This is a genomic window from Streptomyces sp. NPDC059454 (genome assembly GCF_042749965.1).
In the GTDB taxonomy this organism is placed as follows: domain Bacteria; phylum Actinomycetota; class Actinomycetes; order Streptomycetales; family Streptomycetaceae; genus Streptomyces.
Window position 1 is genome coordinate 21,926 of the sequence record NZ_JBHYVC010000016.1, and the last position, 17,591, is coordinate 39,516.

Sequence of the window (17,591 nt, forward strand, 5' to 3'; positions counted from 1 at the left end):
CCGCGCGAACACCCCCACCCAGCCCTCACCCCGTGCACCCGCACAACCGACCGCCCCGTCAGAGCAGCGACGGCACCTCCGCCGCCGCCACCTGCCGCGCCGCCCGCTCCAACGCACTGGCGAGCAACGCCAGATCGGTGGGCCCGTTACCGAGCTCGCGCACCTGCCGGCGAGCCGGCGGATCCCCCATGCGGTGCCATTCCAAAGGAACGACCGTCGGCCGCAGGGTCGCCGTCCGCGGGATGCGGCCGGTCACCCGGCCGCCCTGGAACGCCGTCTCCCGCCCGTCCGGGTGGGTCAGCCGCCCCCGCCCCGGCGCCGGTTCGTCCGGCCCGCCCCCCGGCACCGGCGCGTCGAGCGCGACCCGCAGCGACGCCTGCCGCACCGGTTCGGTCTGCGCCGTACGGGCACAGGGCCCGGTGGCCGCCACCAGATGCACGCCCAGCCGCTCACCGTCCCGCGCCACCGCCTCCAGTGCCCGCATCACCGATCCGGCGGCGGGCCGCCCCGGCGAACCGAGCGCGGGGGAGACCAGCGCGTCCAGGTCGTCCACGACCACCACCAGCCGGGGCAGCGGCGGCGCGGCCCCCGTCTTGCGCCGGTCCGCCCCGGGCCGCAGCCGCAGCGTCGAGCTGGGCGGGGTGTCGAGGTCCCCGTTCTGCTCCGCGCGGGACGCGGCCGCCGTGCGCTGGGCGACCATACGGTCCGACAGCTCCCGCCCGGTGTGCCACTCCGCGAAGTCCGACCGGCCCAGCAGCTCCGCGCGCCGCTTCAGCTCGGCGCTCAGGGACTGCGCGAACTCCCGCATCCGCACCGGGTCGTTGGCGCACAGATGCGTGGTGACATGCGGTACGTCCGTACACACGAGCAGACCCTCGCCGGGCGCGGCGCCCGGCGTGGGCACGCCCCGGCCGTCGACCAGTACGACGGCCAGCCGGTCGGGACGCTCGGCGGCGGCCAGCGAGGCGATGACCGCCCGCAGCAGTTCCGTACGACCACTGCCGGACGGCCCCTCGACCAGCAGGTGCGGTCCGTCGGCGGCGAGGTCGGCGGTGACCGGGCCGCGCGGTCCGGCGCCCAGTATGGCGGTGACGCGTCCGCCGAGCGCCTGGGTGTCGTCGGCCGCGTCCGCCCAGCGGGCCATCAGCGAGGCCGGGGTGGCCCGGGCCAGGCCCAACTCGTCAAGGAGCCGCGCCGACCGGGGCAGCGGCGCCGACACGCGTGCGTGCCGCTCCCCGCCGGCGCCGTCCGTGCGCAGCGGTGCGAGCGCCCGCGCGAACCGCTCGGCCCAGGCGGGGGAGACCGCGTCGACCGTGGCGAGGGTGCCGTGGCCGACGGGGCCGGGGGGACGGCCGGAGCCGGCCCCGGCCACCCGCAGCAGGCGCAGGGCGGTCGCCACGTCCCCGCTGAGCAGGGCGACGGCCCCGCACCGCCGGAACGCCGGCGCCACCTCGCAGGCCGCCTCGTACGTCTCCGTCACCGGGGACGCGGGGGAGGCGGCGGCCGTCTCGGCGAGGCACACCACGTGGATCCCGGCCCGGGGCCCCTCCAGGGCCAGCCGTGCCACCGCCTCGCGCACGTCGGAGCCGCCGGGGTCGCCGTCCACGACGACCACGGTGTAGGGCCCTTCGTACCGTCCTTCGCCCTGCCCCTCGTACGGCACCTCGCCGGATGTGCGGGGGCCCGTGTGGTCGTGGTCCTCCAGCCGGCGCAGCAGTTCCTCGGCGCGGGCCGCGGCCTGTTCGCGGTCGTGCGCGAGGAGCAGGCGGCAGTCCTGGCCGTGCCCCGGGCGTACGTGCGGCAGCCAGCCCAGCCAGGACCACTCGGCGGTGCGCTCCGCCAGGGGGCGGGAGGGGTCCGCGGCGATCAGGACGATCTCCAGGGTGTCGGGGGAGTGCAGCGCGGCGAGCTGGGCGAGCACCGCGCGGGCCAGCCCGGCGAGCCGCTCGCGCGGGCCGGCCAGTCCCAGCGCGCCGGCCTCGCGCAGCCCCGAGGTCACCGGTACGGCGGGCAGCAGACCGGAGCCGTCCGGCGCCGTCCGGTCCGCGGTGCCGAGCCGCACCGCGAGCGCCTCCGGGTGGTCCGGCCCGCGCTCCCACAGCCGGGGGCCGGGGCCGAGCGCGGTCAGCAGCAGTGTGGCGGGGTCCGGCCAGGTCTCGGGCACGGCGGGGGCGGCCGCGCCCGGATCGGGGACGACACCGGAGGCCTCCTCGCCGTGGGCGGCCCACGCGGCCTCCGGCTCCTGCCGCCCGCCGGTCAGCCGCCGTGCCCAGGCGGTGAGTCCGCCGCGCCTGCGCCCGCCCGTCGGCCGGGGGAGGTCGGTGCCGCGCACGGGGGTGCCCTTGCGGGTGCCGGGGAACTCCTCGTGCGGGGTGGAGGGGGTGCCGGTGGGCATGTGGCCCGTGGCGGGCCCGGTGGTCGGGCCGGTGAGGCGGCCGGGTGCGCCGCCGGTGGTCCGGCCGGATGCCGGGACGGCGGTCTCACCGGCGCCGCGGCCGGGAGCGGCGCCACCGGCCGTCTCGTCCCGGGTCCTCTCGGGAACCGTCCCGGCGGAGCGATCGGCGGCGCCGGGGCCCGCACCGCGCGCGCCCGCGCCGGAGCGCCCCGCGTGGGTGTCCCCGTCGGCGGGCAGCGGGCGTGACACGCGGCGGCCCTGGGGAAGGCGGGGCACGTCTCCCCGGGCGACCGTGTGCACCGCGCGCCCCCCGGGAGCGGTTCCGGTGCGCTCGATCCCGGGGGCGGTGCCCTGTCCCGGCACCCGCGGCGGTTCGCTCGCGCCGTCCCGACGCGCCGCGTCCGGCGTCTCCCGTACGCCCTGTGTGCCCTGTGTGCCCTGTGCGTCCCGTACGCCCTGTGCGTCCCGTACGCCCTGTGCGTCCTGTGCCGTCACGGCCCAGCCGGCCGGGCCGTGGGCGTGGTGGGTGGGGGCCGTCGGCGCCGTCACGCGCGCGCGGGGGTCCTCGTCGTCGGCCTGCCCGGCCGGGGGCGGCGGCACCCGTACGTGCCCCTCGCCGTCCGGTGCCGTGGCCGCTCGCGCGCGCGGGCCCGCCGCCGGGGTCAGGCGCAGGGCCGACTCGCCGATGCGCAGGAGGGCGCCCGGGGCGAGGCGGACCGGGCGGGGGCCCACGCGCCGGCCGTCCAGGGTCGTGCCGTTGGTGGAGTCGAGGTCGGCGACCGAGACGCCGCCGTCCGGGGCGACCGTCACCGCGCAGTGCAGCCGGGAGACGTCCGGGTCGTCGAGCGGTACGTCGGCGTCGGCGGAACGTCCTATCCGGATCTCGCCGCCGTGCAGCAGGTGCACCCCGCCCGCGTCGGGACCCGCGACGACATGCAGCCGGGTCGGGGTCCCGTCCAGCTCGGGATGCGGCTCGGGCTCGCCCGGGGCGCCCACGGCCAGCACCGCTCCGTCGATCAGCGGCGGCTCGCCCAGCGTGCAGCGCTGGGCGTCCAGCCGCTGGTCACCGGCGTACAGCACCGGTGTGCCCGAGGAGCCGGAAGGGCCGTCGCCGCCGGGGACCACCGAGGCCAGTGCGGAGGCGACCGCGGCCAGGGCCGTGCCCGCGGGCGCCGTGACCAGCACGTCGCAGCTCGCGGCCCGCTCCCGCGCGGGGGAGGAGGTGCCCAGCGGGTCTACGACGGTCAGCCGGATCTGCATCGCCGTCAGCGGTCCCTTCTGCGCGGGCGCCCGCGACGCGGGGGGACACCACCACCCCGCGGTCCCCCACCGCGGACTTCCCCCACCGCCACACGCGCACGTACGGCCAGTACTGCACGCATCCTCGCACCTGCCACTGACAACGCGCCCGCACTCCGGCAGCAAATGATCTTGATTGGTCGCCTCTGCCCGCAAAAGTGCCTGACCGGTGAGGAGCGAATGATCGTTCCGGGTCCACTTGAGATCGGTCACGTCCGGCATGCGGCAACCAACGGACCGAGTCGAGCGTCTTTCCTGCGAACCTCCGAACAGGGAGGGGAACCGGTACGTAAGTCCCACAGTGGGATCGCGTCGAAGACGACCGTCCGGTATCCCGCGCGGCGGCACTACAGTGGGTCGGAACGTTCCGTAGCGCGGTGGACCAGGGTGTACGCCAAGCAGGCAGCAGGGAGTGCGTGACGTGCGGCCAGTCGGCAGCAAGTACCTGCTCGAGGAGCCGCTCGGACGCGGCGCCACGGGCACCGTCTGGCGAGCCCGCCAGCGGGAGACCGCGGGCGCCGAGGCGGCCGTGCCGGGACAGCCCGGCGAGACCGTCGCGATCAAGGTCCTCAAGGAGGAACTCGCAGGCGACGCCGACGTCGTGATGCGCTTCCTGCGGGAGCGGTCCGTCCTGCTGCGGCTCACCCACCCCAACATCGTCCGGGTCCGCGACCTGGTCGTCGAGGGCGATCTGCTGGCGCTGGTCATGGACCTCGTCGAGGGCCCCGACCTGCACCGCCACCTCCGTGAGAACGGCCCCTTCACCCCCGTCGCCGCCGCCCTGCTGACCGCGCAGATCGCCGACGCGCTCGGCGCCAGCCACGCGGACGGCGTGGTGCACCGCGACCTGAAGCCCGCCAACGTCCTGCTCAAGCAGCAGGGCGGCGAGATGCACCCGATGCTGACCGACTTCGGCATCGCCCGCCTCGCCGACTCCCCGGGCCTGACCCGCACCCACGAGTTCGTCGGCACGCCCGCGTACATCGCGCCCGAGTCCGCCGAGGGCCGCCCGCAGACCTCCGCCGTCGACATCTACGGCGCCGGCATCCTGCTCTACGAGCTGGTCACCGGCCGTCCGCCGTTCTCCGGCGGCTCCGCCCTGGAGGTGCTGCACCAGCACCTGAGCGCCGAACCGCGCCGCCCCTCCACGGTCCCCGACCCGCTGTGGACGGTCATCGAGCGCTGCCTGCGCAAGAACCCCGACGAACGGCCCGGCGCCGAGAACCTCGCGCGCGGCCTGCGCGTCGTCGCCGACGGCATCGGCGTGCACGCGAACTCCGCGCAGATCTCCGCCGCGGAGAACGTCGGCGCGCTCCTCGCCCCCGACCCGGCCCCCACCCCGGTGCCCGGCGCGCCCGGCGACGCCGACCCGACGCAGGTGCTGCCGCACGGCGCGGGCGCCTACGACCCCAACGGCGCGACCAGCGTCCTGCCGCAGACCGGCGGCCCGGCGGGCGCCGCCGACCCCACGGCCGTCATGCCCCCCGTGCCGCCGGGACAGCCCGGCGGACCCGGAGCCGGTCCGGAGGACCCGCACCCCTGGCAGAACCAGCTGCGCGCGGCCCGCGACCGCAACGAGCAGACCCAGGTCCAGTACCTCGACCCGAGTCAGGACCCGCTGCGCCGCCGCCCCCAGCGCCAGGTCGCCCGGCCCCCGCAGCAGCCGCAACAGCAGCCCCAGCGGCGTCCGCAGCAGCAGCCGCAGCAGCCGCAGCCCGGCCCGGGGTACGGCCACCCGCAGCAGCACCGGCCCCAGCAGTACGCCCCGCCGCCGGAGCCCCAGCGCCGGCAGCAGCCCCAGCCGCAGCGGTACGCGCCACCGCCGGAGCCGCAGCGTCCGGCCCGGGAGCCCCGGCAGCCGCGGCAGCGCGGCGCCAGCCCGATGCGCATCCCCGGGATGGGCTGTCTGAAGGGCTGCCTGTTCACGATCGTCATCCTGTTCGTCGCGAGCTGGCTGATCTGGGAGCTGAGCCCGCTCCAGGACTGGATCGGCACCGGCAAGGGCTACTGGGACCAGCTCAGCGACTGGTTCGGCTCGGTGACGGGCTGGATCGAGGACCTGGGCGGCCCCTCGGACCCCTCCGGAACGAACTGAGCCTGTTTGCTGATTTGTCGACATCTGAGGGTCGATTTCCGGATCCGCTGTGAAGGCCGGCACCCCGGACGCGTAGCTTTGGCGACAACACGCGTCGGTAGGAGCAGTCTTGGCACGGAGAATCGGCAGCCGGTACACCGCCCATCAGATCCTCGGGCGGGGCAGCGCCGGCACGGTGTGGCTGGGCGAGGGCCCCGACGGGCCCGTCGCCATCAAGCTGCTGCGTGAGGATCTCTCCTCGGACCAGGAGCTCGTCGGCCGCTTCGTGCAGGAGCGGACGGCGCTGCTCGGCCTGGAGCATCCGCACGTCGTCTCCGTGCGCGACCTGGTGGTCGACGGCAACGATCTCGCCCTGGTCATGGACCTCGTCCGCGGCACGGACCTGCGCACCCGCCTCGACCGGGAGCGCAGACTGGCCCCGGAGGCCGCCGTGGCGATCGTCGCCGACGTCGCCGACGGCCTGGCGGCGGCGCACGCGGCCGGGGTCGTGCACCGGGACGTGAAGCCGGAGAACGTGCTGCTCGACATGCAGGGCCCGCTCGGCCCCGGCGGCTCGCACCGCGCCCTGCTCACCGACTTCGGTGTGGCGAAACTCATCGACACCCCGCGCCGCACCCGGGCCACGAAGATCATCGGGACGCCGGACTACCTGGCGCCGGAGATCGTCGAGGGCCTGCCCCCGCGCGCGTCGGTCGACATCTACGCCCTCGCCACGGTCCTCTACGAGCTGCTCGCCGGCTTCACGCCGTTCGGCGGCGGACACCCGGGCGCGGTGCTGCGCCGCCACGTCACCGAGACGGTCGTCCCCCTCCCGGGCATCCCGGACGAGCTGTGGCAGCTGCTGGTGCAGTGCCTGGCGAAGGCCCCGGCGTCCCGGCTGCGCGCCTCCGAGCTGGGCGCGCGGCTGCGGGAGCTGCTGCCGATGCTGGCGGGGATGCCCCCGCTGGACGTGGACGAGCCGGACACCGAGTCCGCGGAGGAGGCGGAGGAGGAGCTCCGGTCCTCCGGGCCGGCCCCGGTCGCCGGGGAGCCGGTGCGGCGCCGCGGCGCGGTTCCGCTGGTACCGGGCGCGAAACCGGCCGACTCCAACCGCGACACGCATACGTCGATGAGGGTGCCGGCCCCCGACGAGCTGGCCGGCGGCGCCCGCGGCACGGCCCGCGCGCCCCGCGCGGCGGGTGCGCGCCGGCCGGGCTCCGCCCGCAACCGCGCGGTCACCCGCCGGCGCCGGCTCACCCTGGCCGTGGCGGCGGTGCTCCTGGCGGCGGCGGGAGTCGGCACCTGGCTGGCCACGGCGGAGGACGAGGCGGCACCGCCCCGGGACACCCGGGACTCGGCCCCGGCCAACCCCTGAATCCCCCGGGGACGGGAAGGGCCGGCGGGGGCGAAACGAACGAGCGGCCCACGGACAGAAGTCACCCCGCCCCGACCGACCCGGTCCCGGTGAGCGCCGCCCCGGCCCCGCCGCACTGCATGGGCCGGCCGGCGGAGCCGTTACGCTGGAGGGCGTGGCAGTCGTCGATGTATCCGAAGAGCTCAAGTCCCTCTCCTCGACCATGGAGTCGATCGAGGCCGTTCTGGACCTCGACAAGCTGAGGGCAGACATCGCCGTGCTCGAGGAGCAGGCGGCCGCGCCGTCCCTGTGGGACAACCCGGACGAGGCGCAGAAGATCACCAGCAAGCTCTCCCACCTCCAGGCCGAGGTGCGGAAGACCGAGGCACTCCGGGGCCGGATCGACGATCTCTCCGTGCTCTTCGAGATGGCCGAGGAGGAGGACGACCCGGACACCCGCGCGGAGGCCGAGTCCGAGCTCGCGTCCGTCAAGAAGGCGCTGGACGAGATGGAGGTCCGGACGCTGCTCAGCGGCGAGTACGACTCCCGCGAGGCGCTCGTCAACATCCGCGCGGAGGCCGGTGGCGTCGACGCCGCCGACTTCGCCGAGAAGCTCCAGCGCATGTACCTGCGCTGGGCCGAGCAGCGCGGTTACAAGACCGAGCTGATCGAGACGTCGTACGCGGAGGAGGCCGGCATCAAGTCGACCACCTTCTCCGTCCAGGCGCCCTACGCCTACGGCACCCTCTCCGTCGAGCAGGGCACGCACCGCCTGGTGCGCATCTCGCCCTTCGACAACCAGGGCCGCCGCCAGACCTCCTTCGCGGGCGTCGAGATCCTCCCCGTGGTCGAGCAGACCGACCACATCGAGATCGACGAGTCCGAGCTGCGGGTGGACGTGTACCGGTCGTCCGGTCCCGGCGGCCAGGGCGTGAACACCACCGACTCCGCGGTGCGGCTCACCCACCTCCCCACCGGCATCGTGGTCTCCTGCCAGAACGAGCGCTCCCAGATCCAGAACAAGGCCACCGCGATGAACGTCCTCCAGGCCAAGCTCCTGGAGCGGCGCCGTCAGGAGGAGCAGGCCAAGATGGACGCCCTCAAGGGCGACGGCGGCAACTCCTGGGGCAACCAGATGCGTTCGTACGTGCTGCACCCGTACCAGATGGTCAAGGACCTGCGTACGGAGCACGAAGTCGGCAACCCCGAGTCCGTGTTCAACGGCGAGATCGACGGCTTCCTGGAGGCCGGAATTCGCTGGCGCAAGCAGCAGGAGAAGTAACCTCCCGCGCGAACGCCGATTTGTCGACAAGGCAACTGCCGCCCCTCGGGCGGCAGTTGCCTTGTCGTGTCGAGGATGTCTGGGTTTTACGTCACACTCACAGCTTCGTTGTCCGGCAAAGCGTGCGTAGGCGGACATCGCGTGCGCAACGGCCTTGACGTTCTTTTGGAAAATGGGAAAGGTGAGGCTCGGCATGCGTATCTCTGGGGCGCATGTGAACCGGGGGGCGTTTCACCGCAGTCACCCCTGTTGATCACCGCCCCGAGCGCCGCCTCATTGACGATGAGCTACTGGGGGTAGCAACCACATGACCAAGAAGACGCGGATCCGTGTCGCTCGGATCGCGGCCGGCGCCGTGATCGCGGCCGGCGCCTCGCTGACGGCGGCCGGCGCGGCCTCCGCACTCGACCTCACCGGGACCGCCTCGGCGAGCGGAGAGGGCCTCGGCCTCGGTGTCAGCGCGAGCCTCGGCGACGAGGACCCCGACCCCGAGATCCCGACGGAGCCGGAGGAGCCCACCGAGCCGGAGATCCCGACGGAGCCGGAAGAGCCCACCGAGCCGGAGGAGCCCACCGAGCCGGAGGAGCCGACGGAGCCGGAGGAGCCCACCGAGCCGGAGGAGCCCACCGAGCCGGAGGAGCCGACCGAGCCCACCGAGCCGGAGGAGCCCACCGAGGAGCCCTCGGAGGACCCGACCACCCCGGGCAACGGCGGCGGTAACGGCGGCGGCAACGTCACCGACCCCGACGGTGGCGCCTCGCCGCAGGACGAGGGCTCCTCGGCCCTCACCGACACCGGCGACGACGTCCCGGCCACCTCGGCCCAGGGCGACGGCAAGGAGCTCGCCGAGACCGGTGCCGCCGAGACCACCTTCCTGCTGATCGGTGCCGCCACGATGATCGCCGGCGGTGTCGGCTTCCGGGTGCTGCCGCGCCTGATGACCGGCCGCGGCGGTGCCGCCGCCTGACGGTGGCAGCGCGTGTACGCACCGTACGCATGACGTAAGGCGAAGGGCCCGGAGCGCAACCGCGCTCCGGGCCCTTCGCCGCGTCCTGTGCCCGTGCCTCAGGCGGTCTGGTGGGCGAGCAGCGCCACCGCCGCGACCAGCACCGCCAGCAGTGCGATCAGCGTCATGGGGTTCAGCCCCGCGAAGAAGTTCCCCTGCTGCAGCCGCTCGCGGTTCGCACGGCACACCGGGCACCGGCCCTCGCTCACGGGCGCGGCGCAGTTCGCGCACACCAGCCGGTCGTACGTCATGCGCTCGCCCTCCTCGCACCGGTTCCAGCTGAACAACGCCCGCCCTCTCGCGAACGTTCCCCTCCCACTGTGCCAGGTTCCCGCGGAAGCCGCGCCGGGGTCGCTCCGGGAGTGATGGTTCTCAAGGAGTCGTGGCTGCGGTGCCGTGGGGGCCGGCCGCGCGGTTCCCCGCGGCCCTCGAGGGTGCTGTCCTCGCCCAGCGCTGGAACAAAAGGGCGCATCTCTTCCCCAACCCCTACCGGTGCCTGCGCTCGCCTCCCCGGTTCGCGTATGGTCACGCTCATCTACCCCCGGCTAACCGTGGTGCACCCGTGATCCGATTCGACAACGTGTCCAAGGCCTACCCCAAGCAGAACCGCCCCGCACTCAGGGACGTCACCCTGGAAGTGGAGAAGGGCGAGTTCGTGTTCCTCGTGGGCTCCTCCGGCTCCGGAAAGTCCACCTTCCTGCGGCTGGTCCTCCGCGAGGAGCGGGCCAGCCACGGGCAGGTGCACGTCCTGGGCAAGGATCTCGCCCGTGTCTCCAACTGGAAGGTGCCGCAGATCCGGCGCCAGCTGGGGACCGTGTTCCAGGACTTCCGCCTGCTGCCGAACAAGACGGTCGCCGAGAACGTCGCCTTCGCGCAGGAGGTGATCGGCAAGTCGCGCGGTGAGATCCGCAAGTCCGTGCCGCAGGTGCTCGACCTCGTCGGGCTCGGCGGCAAGGAGGAGCGGATGCCCGGTGAACTCTCCGGCGGTGAGCAGCAGCGCGTCGCCATCGCGCGGGCCTTCGTCAACCGGCCCAAGCTGCTCATCTGCGACGAGCCCACCGGCAACCTCGACCCGCAGACCTCCGTCGGCATCATGAAGCTGCTCGACCGGATCAACCGGACGGGCACCACCGTGGTGATGGCGACGCACGACCAGAACATCGTGGACCAGATGCGCAAGCGCGTCATCGAGCTGGAGCAGGGCCGTCTCGTCCGCGACCAGGCACGCGGCGTCTACGGCTACCAGCACTGACGCTCCACGGAAAGGCTTGATCAGACGCCATGCGCGCCCAGTTCGTCCTGTCGGAGATCGGCGTAGGTCTCCGCCGCAACCTGACGATGACCTTCGCCGTCGTCGTCTCCGTCGCCCTGTCGCTCGCCCTGTTCGGCGGGTCGCTCCTGATGAGCGACCAGGTGAACACCATGAAGGGCTACTGGTACGACAAGGTCAACGTCTCCATCTTCCTGTGCAACAAGAGTGACGCCGAGTCCGATCCCAACTGCGCCAAGGGCGCGGTGACCGACGACCAGAAGGGCCAGATCAAGACCGATCTGGAGAAGATGTCGGTCGTCGACTCGGTGACGTACGAGTCGCAGGACGAGGCGTACAAGCACTACAAGGAGCAGTTCGGCGACTCCCCGCTGGCCAGCTCCCTGACGCCGGACCAGATGCAGGAGTCGTACCGCATCAAGCTGAAGGACCCGGAGAAGTACCAGGTCATCGCCACCGCCTTCGACGGGCGGGACGGCGTGCAGTCGGTGCAGGACCAGAAGGGCATCCTGGACAACCTCTTCGGGCTGCTGAACGGCATGAACTGGGCCGCCCGCGCGGTGATGGCGCTGATGCTGGTGGTCGCCCTGATGCTGATCGTGAACACGGTGCGCGTCTCCGCGTTCAGCCGCCGCCGCGAGACCGGCATCATGCGCCTGGTCGGCGCCTCCGGCTTCTACATCCAGACGCCGTTCATCATGGAGGCCGCGGTCGCCGGACTCATCGGCGGCATGCTCGCGTGCGGGTTCCTGGTGGTCGGGCGGTACTTCATCATCGACAACGGTCTGGCCCTGTCGGAGAAGCTGAATCTGATCAACTTCATCGGCTGGGACGCCGTCCTGACGAAGCTTCCGCTGATCCTCGCGACCAGTCTGCTGATGCCCGCGCTGGCCGCGTTCTTCGCGCTGCGCAAGTACCTGAAGGTGTGACTCTTGCCAAGAGGGGCGCGCGGTCAACCGGCCGTGCGCCCCTTCGCGTTGTCCTAGACTCACCGGCATGTCAGGTCGTGCCCTGTTCTGTCAGCCCCGCCGCATCCGCCGCGGGGCCGCCCTGACCTTGGTGTTCGCGAGCGTGCTCGTCGCCGGCGCGGCCACGGGCAACCTCCCCGGGGCCGACGGCGGGGCCACGGCGGAGGGCGCCCCTTCGGCCGCTCCCGTCGGCCACGGCACGGACGTCGCCCGGGCGGCCGAGGAGGCCGCCGCCGACGGCACCTCCCCCATGGAGGCCGCACAGCGCGCCGTCAGCCGCAGCGGGGACCGCTGGGCCGCCGTCTACTCCCCGGGCGAGTACGAGGAGTTCGAGGACGCCCTGGACGGCCGGTACACCGGCGTCGGCCTGTGGGCCCGCGAGCGGGAGGGCCGTATCGAGGTGACGAAGGTGGGTGACGACACGCCCGCCGCCGACGCCGGGATCCGCGCGGGCGACCGGCTGCGCAGCGTCGACGGCGAGCAGGTCGACGGCCGGCCCGTCACGGAGGTCGTCTCCTTACTGCGCGGTGAGACCACCGGCGAGTCCGCCGGCACCACCGTCCGCCTCGGCCTGGAACGCGGCACGCGCGCGTGGCACGAGACCGTGCGCCGCGCCCGGCTGTCCCGGGACACCGTCACCGTCCGCGAGCTCGCCTCCCGGGTGACCGTCATCACGGTCGGCGCCTTCACCAAGGGCTCCGGCGACGAGGTCCGCACCGCCGTACGGCGGGCCCCCGCCGGCACCGGCATCGTCCTCGACCTGCGGGGCAACTCCGGGGGACTGGTCGCCGAGGCGGTCACCGCCGCCTCCGCCTTCCTCGACGGCGGCCTGGTCGCCACGTACGACGTCGAGGGCGAGCAGCGCGCCCTGCACGCCGAGCCCGGCGGCGACACCACCAGACCCCTGGTCGCACTCGTCGACGGCGGCACGATGAGCGCGGCCGAGCTCCTCACCGGCGCCCTGCAGGACCGCGGACGGGCGGTCGTCGTGGGCTCCCGCACCTTCGGCAAGGGCTCGGTCCAGATGCCGACCGAGCTGCCCGACGGCTCCGTCGCCGAGCTGACCGTCGGCCACTACCGCACCCCCTCCGGCCGGGGCGTCGACGGCCACGGCCTCACCCCCGACCTGGAGGCCGACGAAGAGGCGCTCCAGCGGGCCGAGACGGTCCTCAGCGGACTCGGCCGCCAGCACCGTTGATAATCGGCTTCCCGCCGACCCCCTCCGTAGTGCGAAAATGGGCGGCACTATGGCTAAGGAAAAAGGGCGCAAGCTGATCGCGCAGAACAAGAAGGCGCGGCACGACTACCTCGTCATCGACACCTACGAGGCCGGCCTGGTCCTCACCGGCACCGAGGTGAAGTCCCTGCGCCAGGGCCGGGCGTCGCTGGTGGACGGCTTCGTCCAGCTGGACGGCAACGAGGCGTGGCTGCACAACGTGCACGTGCCGGAGTACAGCCAGGGCACCTGGACCAACCACAGCGCGCGGCGCAAGCGCAAGCTGCTGCTGCACCGCGAGGAGATCGACAAGCTGGAGTCCAAGTCCCAGGAGACGGGCCACACCATCGTGCCGCTCGCCCTGTACTTCAAGGACGGCCGGGCGAAGGTCGAGATCGCGCTGGCCAAGGGCAAGAAGGAGTACGACAAGCGGCAGACGCTCCGGGAGAAGCAGGACCGGCGCGAGACCGACCGGGCGATCTCGGCGGTCCGCAGGAAGCAGCGGGCGTAGGCCCCCGCGGAGTGCCGGGGAATACGCTGGCACCGACCCGCGTTGGTCACGTACGATGGCGACAGCACCTCACAGCGGGTGCGTCACCCTCCTCGGAGGGTCTTGAAAAATCAACATGGGGATGATCGGTTTCGACAGCGGCTGTCGAAGCAGGGGAAGCGTGTCGAGGAAGCGGCCATGATCTCGTAAACCACAGGCCGAAAAAATAATCGCCAATTCCAAGCGATCCATCTCCCAGGGCGAGCTCGCCCTCGCTGCCTGATCTTCAGGTAGCGAGCAGCGGCTCCCCTACTTAAGGGAGTGTCAGCCCGGGGGTGTTCCCGACCCGGATCCTGGCATCATCTAGGGAACTAAACCTTGATCCTGGTCACGGGGTGAAGAGGGAAACCACACAGTGACTGGGCCCGTCGGAGACTTGTCGGCGTGATCTCCGGGGCCGAGAAAAGCACAGCCGACTGCACACGGAGAAGCCCTGGTTCCGCACCGTTGGACGCGGGTTCGATTCCCGCCATCTCCACTTACCCCATGTGGACACAGGCCCCGTCGCTTCTAGCGGCGGGGCCTTTGTCATGCGGTCTTCCCGGGGGCCGGGCCGAACCGGTGGCCGTCACGCCCCGCGCGGCGCCGTGCTCGCCCGTTCCGTCAGCCGGGGCGGCAGCAGGGTGGCCCCCGGCACGGGGACACCGGACAGCTTCCGTACGAGCAGGTGCACCGCGCGGGTGCCCAGTTCCGCCGACGGCACGGCGACCGAGGTCACGGCGACGCGGGCCGACGCGGCGACGGGGGACGGGCAGACGGCGGTCAGGGACAGGTCGCCGGGGACGCTCAGCCCCAGCCGCTCGAAGGCGTCGATCAGCGGGTCGAGGAGCGGCTCGTTGTGCACCACCACTCCCGTCAGCGACGGCAGCTCGCGCACCAGCCGCTCGGCGATCGCGCGGGCGGCGTCCCGGCCGGTCCCGCACGGATGCACGGCCGAGGTGAGCCGGTGCCGGTCGGCGGCCGAGGTGAAGCCCTCCACCAGCCGCCGCGCGAACGCGGTCCGTCGCACGTACACCTCCGGCGGCGAGCCGACCAGCGCCACCACCCGGTGCCCGAGCCGTGCCAGATGGTCCACGCACAGCTCGCCGGCCGCCCGGAAGTCCAGGTCGACACAGGTCAGCCCGTCCGGCTCGGCGGGCACGCCGATCAGCACGGACGGCAGGGCCCCCGAGCGCAGCAGCGGCAGCCGGGGGTCCTGGAGCTGTACGTCCATCACGATCACCCCGTCCGCCAGCCAGGTGTCCGCGACGCGCCCGAGGCCCTCTTCGCCCTCGCCCTGGGTGAGCAGCAGCACGTCGTGGTCGTGGGCGCGGGCGGCGGTGACCACCGACACCGCGAACTGCGTCACCACCGGCACATGGACGCCGGACCGCATCGGGGCCGCCAGGGCCAGCACCTTCGACCTGCGGCCGGCCGGGCCCCGGCCACCGCCGTCCGCGCGGTAGCCCAGTTCACGGACGGCCGCCTGGACCCGGAGCCGGGTCGCGTCGGAGATCGGACGCTTGCCGCTGAGCGCGTACGAGACCGTGCTGGGGGAGACCCCGGCGCGCCGGGCCACATCCGTGATCTTCACCATCGGGGGTCCTCATCTGCACGGTCCGTGGGGATGCAGAAAGCGGTTTCGAAGCGCTTCGACGGGTGAAGGTATGTGCGGGACCCGTGGTCGTCAATGGGTCGGGAGCGAATCGGTGGAGCGGTTCGACGGCCCGAACAGGACGAGGGCGCAGAGGGCCACGAGGAGGGCGGTCGCGGCCGCCGCCACCGGCACGCCGTACCCGGCCGTCGCCGAGACGTGCTCCACCGCCCAGCCGCCCGCCGCGCTGCCGCAGGCGATCCCGCCGAGCAGACCGGTCACCGCGAGCGTCATGCCCTCGTTCAGCCGGTCCTCGGGGGTGTACCGCTGGACCAGGGTCATGGTGGTGACCATCGTCGGCGCGGTCGCCACCCCGGCGACCAGCAGCGCCCCCGCCAGCAGCACCAGCGAGCCGGTGAGCCCGGCCGCGAGCAGCGGCAGGGTCATCAGCGCGGTCATCGCGGCCAGGCACCACGGCAGCCGGGACCGCGCGGACCCGGCCGGGCGCACCGCCCCGTACAGCAGCCCCGCCGCACAGGACCCGGCCGCCTGGAGCGCGAGCACCGCGCCGGACGCCGCGCGGTGCCCCCGCTCGTCCGCGAACGCGAGGGTGACGACCTCCAGCGAGCCGAACACCGCGCCCGTCGCGAGACAGACCACCAGCAGCGGCCGCATGCCGGGCGACCGCAGTGGCGCCCGCGCGGAGGAACGCCGTGCGGCCGGCGGCTCGGTCGACCGCTGGGCGGTGAACAGCAGGACGCCTGTCAGCAGCAGCACGGCGCCCACGAGCGTGCCCGCCTCCGGGAAGAACGTCCCGCACAGGAAGGCCGCGAGCACCGGACCGAGCATGAAGCACAGTTCGTCCGCGGCCTGCTCGAAGGAGTTCGCGGTGTGCAGGGCCTCGGCGTCCCCCTTCAGCAGGTGCGCCCAGCGGGCCCGCGACATCCCTCCGGTGTTGGGGGTGGTGGCGGTGGCGGCGTAGGAGGCGAACAGGGTCCAGTCGGGGGCGCCGTGGCGCACGCAGAGCAGCAGCGCGAGGGAGCCGAGCACGGCGAACACCGTGGCCGGCAGGGCGACCCGGGCCTGCCCGTACCGGTCGACCAGGCGCGCGGTCCACGGGGCGACCACCGCCGTCGCCGCCAGGCCCGTCGCGGTGACGGCGCCGGCCAGGGCGTACGAACCCCGCGTCCCGGCGATCATCACGACCGCGCTCACGCTGAACATGCCCATCGGCAGCCGCGCGATGAGGTTGCCGGCCGTGAAGGCGCGGGCGCCGGGCAGCGCGAAGAGACGGCGGTACGGGCCCTTCGCGCGGGGCTCGCTCCGTGCGCGCGGGCCGAAGTCGGCGGCGACCAGGGTGTCGGCGGTGACCGTGAACAGGGGAGTGTCCCGGGAACGGGAGGTCGGCTGGGGCATGGCACCACCGTCGCCCGTGGCCGTGCGGCCGGTCCAACACCTTCTCCGCCCCGATTGACGCACCCGTGTTGTAAGTTCACGGGATGCCCGCCCCCGCCCACCTCGACCCCCGCCTGCTGCGCGCCTTCGTGACCGTCGCCGAGGAACTGCACTTCACCCGGGCCGCCGCGCGCCTCTACGTCGCCCAGCAGGCGCTCAGCAGGGACGTACGGCGGCTGGAACGGGAGCTGGGCGGCGAGCTGTTCGTACGGACCACCCGCCAGGTGACGCTCACCGCCGACGGCGAACGCCTGCTGCCGTACGCCCGCGCGGTGCTCCAGGCGCAGGACGACCTGCTCGCCGCCGCCGGACAGGCCCGGCCCCTGCTGGTGGACCTCAACAGCCCGGGTCTGCGCACCGCGCGCCGGGTGCTGCACCGGGCCCGCGAACTCGCCCCCGGCCACGAGCTGATGGCCCGCTACGAGAGCGGGCTGACCTGGGCCGCAGGGGAACTGCTCGCGGGGCGGCTCGACGCGTCGTTCGGACGGTTCGCGGGCCTCGCCCCCGCACTGCGGGCCGGACTCGGCCAGCAGCCCGTGCGCCACGAGCCGATGGCGGTCGTCCTGCCCGAGGACCACCCGCTGGCCGCACTGACCGAGGTGCCGCTCGCCGCGCTCGCCGGCGAGACGGTCTACGCCGGGGCCGGCAATCCCCGTACGCCGGAGTGGACGGATCTCGCGCGGTCGCTGTTCGAGGGGCGGGGGATCGCGCTCGCGCCGCCCGCGCCGCTGGCCGTCGGGGAGGAGGAGTTCCAGCGGATCATGTCCAGGACGCGTCACCCGATCCTCGCCGTAGTCGATTTTCCGCCACTGCCCTCGACGGTGCTGCGCCCTCTCGTGGACCCGATTCCGCTGTCACCCGTGTCCCTTGTGTGGCGGAAAGGGATGGTTCATCCCGCTCTGGACACTCTCCGGCGGGCGGCGGCCGAGATCGCCGCCGAGGAGGGCTGGCTGCGGCGGCCGGTCGAGGGGTGGTTGCCCGATCCGGACATTGTCGTGATGGCGGCCCGGTGATGTCTCACTACTGACACGAATGACTGCCCCGGGAACACAGGACCTCCACGTGCGCTACATTCGGTCCTCGAGCACGGTGTGATAAATGGGGCGCTCGGAGCGGGTGGGGGCCCGTTCCGCCGGCGGGTGCTCGGGC

The 17,591-nt window shown here is 73.5% G+C and carries 13 protein-coding genes and 1 other RNA gene; 10 read left to right on the plus strand and 4 right to left on the minus strand.

Annotated features, from left to right (window positions below; all coding sequences use genetic code 11):
- Nucleotides 1-58: 58 nt before the first annotated feature.
- Nucleotides 59-3,655, minus strand: coding sequence for an FHA domain-containing protein (locus ACFXAE_RS13975; protein WP_384713016.1), 3,597 nt, complete (start codon nt 3,653-3,655; stop codon nt 59-61).
- 460 nt (nt 3,656-4,115) lie between these two features.
- Between ACFXAE_RS13975 and ACFXAE_RS13980 the strand changes: the two genes are divergently transcribed.
- From ACFXAE_RS13980 to ACFXAE_RS13995, 4 genes are all read left to right on the plus strand, one after another.
- On the plus strand, nt 4,116-5,789 hold the full coding sequence (locus ACFXAE_RS13980) for a serine/threonine-protein kinase (protein WP_384713019.1): 1,674 nt from the start codon (nt 4,116-4,118) through the stop codon (nt 5,787-5,789).
- A 109-nt stretch (nt 5,790-5,898) separates the two neighbouring features.
- Nucleotides 5,899-7,143 (plus strand): serine/threonine-protein kinase, encoded by a 1,245-nt coding sequence (locus ACFXAE_RS13985; protein ID WP_384713022.1) that lies wholly within the window; start codon nt 5,899-5,901, stop codon nt 7,141-7,143.
- 154 nt (nt 7,144-7,297) lie between these two features.
- Nucleotides 7,298-8,404 (plus strand): peptide chain release factor 2, encoded by a 1,107-nt coding sequence (gene prfB, locus ACFXAE_RS13990; RefSeq protein WP_384713025.1) that lies wholly within the window; start codon nt 7,298-7,300, stop codon nt 8,402-8,404.
- A 307-nt stretch (nt 8,405-8,711) separates the two neighbouring features.
- Nucleotides 8,712-9,371 (plus strand): hypothetical protein, encoded by a 660-nt coding sequence (locus ACFXAE_RS13995; protein ID WP_384713028.1) that lies wholly within the window; start codon nt 8,712-8,714, stop codon nt 9,369-9,371.
- A gap of 98 nt (nt 9,372-9,469) precedes the next feature.
- Here the strand turns inward: ACFXAE_RS13995 and ACFXAE_RS14000 are convergent, their stop codons facing one another.
- The gene (locus ACFXAE_RS14000; RefSeq protein WP_210960753.1) at nt 9,470-9,661 is read right to left on the minus strand and encodes a hypothetical protein; all 192 of its coding nucleotides are present in this window, start codon (nt 9,659-9,661) and stop codon (nt 9,470-9,472) included.
- 311 nt (nt 9,662-9,972) lie between these two features.
- Here ACFXAE_RS14000 and ftsE point away from each other — a divergent pair, with 311 nt between their 5' ends.
- The 5 genes from ftsE (at nt 9,973) to ssrA (ending at nt 13,895) form a co-directional block, all read left to right on the plus strand.
- A complete protein-coding gene (gene ftsE / locus ACFXAE_RS14005) occupies nt 9,973-10,662 on the plus strand; it encodes a cell division ATP-binding protein FtsE (RefSeq protein WP_384713031.1) in 690 nt (229 codons plus the stop codon).
- A gap of 29 nt (nt 10,663-10,691) precedes the next feature.
- The gene (ftsX, locus tag ACFXAE_RS14010) at nt 10,692-11,609 is read left to right on the plus strand and encodes a permease-like cell division protein FtsX (RefSeq protein ID WP_384713034.1); all 918 of its coding nucleotides are present in this window, start codon (nt 10,692-10,694) and stop codon (nt 11,607-11,609) included.
- 67 nt (nt 11,610-11,676) lie between these two features.
- On the plus strand, nt 11,677-12,846 hold the full coding sequence (locus tag ACFXAE_RS14015) for a S41 family peptidase (protein WP_384713037.1): 1,170 nt from the start codon (nt 11,677-11,679) through the stop codon (nt 12,844-12,846).
- A 49-nt stretch (nt 12,847-12,895) separates the two neighbouring features.
- Nucleotides 12,896-13,375, plus strand: a complete 480-nt coding sequence (gene smpB / locus ACFXAE_RS14020; protein ID WP_384713040.1) for an SsrA-binding protein SmpB — start codon at nt 12,896-12,898, stop codon at nt 13,373-13,375.
- 117 nt (nt 13,376-13,492) lie between these two features.
- Nucleotides 13,493-13,895: a transfer-messenger RNA gene (gene ssrA, locus ACFXAE_RS14025) on the plus strand.
- 87 nt (nt 13,896-13,982) lie between these two features.
- On the opposite strand, the gene ACFXAE_RS14030 is transcribed toward ssrA, so the two are convergent.
- Both ACFXAE_RS14030 and ACFXAE_RS14035 read right to left on the minus strand, forming a co-directional pair.
- On the minus strand, nt 13,983-14,990 hold the full coding sequence (locus ACFXAE_RS14030; protein WP_384713043.1) for a LacI family DNA-binding transcriptional regulator: 1,008 nt from the start codon (nt 14,988-14,990) through the stop codon (nt 13,983-13,985).
- Between the two features lie 90 nt (nt 14,991-15,080).
- Entirely contained in the window at nt 15,081-16,403 is a 1,323-nt protein-coding gene (locus ACFXAE_RS14035; RefSeq protein ID WP_384713046.1) for an MFS transporter, read from the minus strand.
- Between the two features lie 83 nt (nt 16,404-16,486).
- On the opposite strand from ACFXAE_RS14035, the gene ACFXAE_RS14040 reads away from it, so the two are divergent.
- A complete protein-coding gene (locus ACFXAE_RS14040; RefSeq protein ID WP_384713049.1) occupies nt 16,487-17,455 on the plus strand; it encodes a LysR family transcriptional regulator in 969 nt (322 codons plus the stop codon).
- Nucleotides 17,456-17,591 lie beyond the last annotated feature (136 nt).